This is a genomic window from Arthrobacter sp. P1_A5, assembly GCF_056406825.1.
On the sequence record NZ_JBFTZL010000353.1, the window covers coordinates 1 to 1,252 of the forward strand.

General features: G+C 68.8%; 1 protein-coding gene and 1 pseudogene. Both read left to right on the forward strand.

Going from position 1 to position 1,252, the window contains the following annotated elements; all coding sequences use genetic code 11:
• Positions 1-292, forward strand: a pseudogene (locus AC1D1S_RS21225) (ABC transporter permease); the annotation flags it as partial.
• 7 nt (positions 293-299) lie between these two features.
• Positions 300-1,244 carry a COX15/CtaA family protein gene (locus AC1D1S_RS21230; protein ID WP_476995456.1) on the forward strand — a complete coding sequence of 315 codons (945 nt, stop codon included), beginning with the start codon at positions 300-302 and terminating at the stop codon, positions 1,242-1,244.
• The last annotated feature ends 8 nt before the right edge of the window (positions 1,245-1,252 follow it).

Genomic DNA, 1,252 nt, shown 5'->3' on the forward strand with positions numbered 1-1,252 from the left:
TTTCACGGCACTCGGGCTGCTGGTCGCCGGGACGGTGCGGCCGGAAGCGACCCTGGCCATCACCAACCTGCTCTGGATCCTGCTTGGCGCGCTGGGCGGAATCGTGATTCCGGCCGAACGGATCCCGGCGCTGGCCCAGGCCGTGGTGCATTTCCTCCCCTCCGGCGCGCTGGGCCAGGCGCTGAGGGATGCTTTCCTGTACGGCAGCGTCAATGGTGCCGCCGTTCTTGTCCTGCTGCTCTGGACGGCGATCGCCGGCGGCGCAGCAACCCGTTGGTTTAAGTGGAATTGAGAAAACTGTGAGCACGGCGTCACGAACTCCCCGGATTGTCTCCGGAATCACCTCCCGGCTGCCGGTCCGCGTCGATAAGACGGTCAGGCGGCTGGCCGTGCTGTCCCTCATTGGCCAGATCGTCCTGGTGGTGACCGGCGGTGCCGTCCGCCTGACGGCCTCGGGCCTTGGCTGTCCCACGTGGCCGCGCTGCACGGAGGGATCCCTGGCGACCACCCCGGAAATGGGGATCCACGGAATCATCGAATTCGGCAACCGGCTCCTGACGTTTGCGCTGGCGGCCGTCGCCGTGATGATGCTGGTCTATCTGTGGAACCTCCGCAAGGAGCGCCGCGACCTCTTCCTGCTGGCCCTCGGCCTGCTCGCAAGCATCCCGGCCCAGGCCGTCATCGGCGGCATAACGGTGCTGACCCAGCTGAACCCGTGGGTCGTGGGCCTGCACTTCCTCGTGTCCATGGCCCTCGTGGTCCTCGCGACCCTTCTGGTGAACCGGGCCTACGACCGCACGGGCAAGGCCCGGACCGTGCAGCTTCCCGCCCTGCCGGGCGTTGCCCGCCCGGTGATGACCGCCGTCGCGGTCCTCTCGGCCGTCGCGGTCTGCCTCGGTGTGGTAGTGACCGGCGCCGGTCCGCATGCCGGGGACGCGAACGCCCCGCGCAACGACCTCGACTGGGACCTGTTCGCGCACATCCACGCCGTGCCCGCGTACCTGGTGACCGCCGGCGCGCTGTTCGCGTTGGTCCTGGTGGTCCGCGGCCGGATTCAGGGGCCGTTCCGCTCCTCGGTGTTCATGCTCCTGGGCGTCACGGTGCTGCAGGCCGCAATCGGCTTCACGCAGTACTACAACGGCATCCCGGCGCTGCTCGTCGGCGCTCACATGCTGGCGGCGGCGCTGCTGATGAGCGCGGCGACCAACGCCGCAGACCTCGCCCGCTACAGCCCGGTGGATTAACCCGGTGG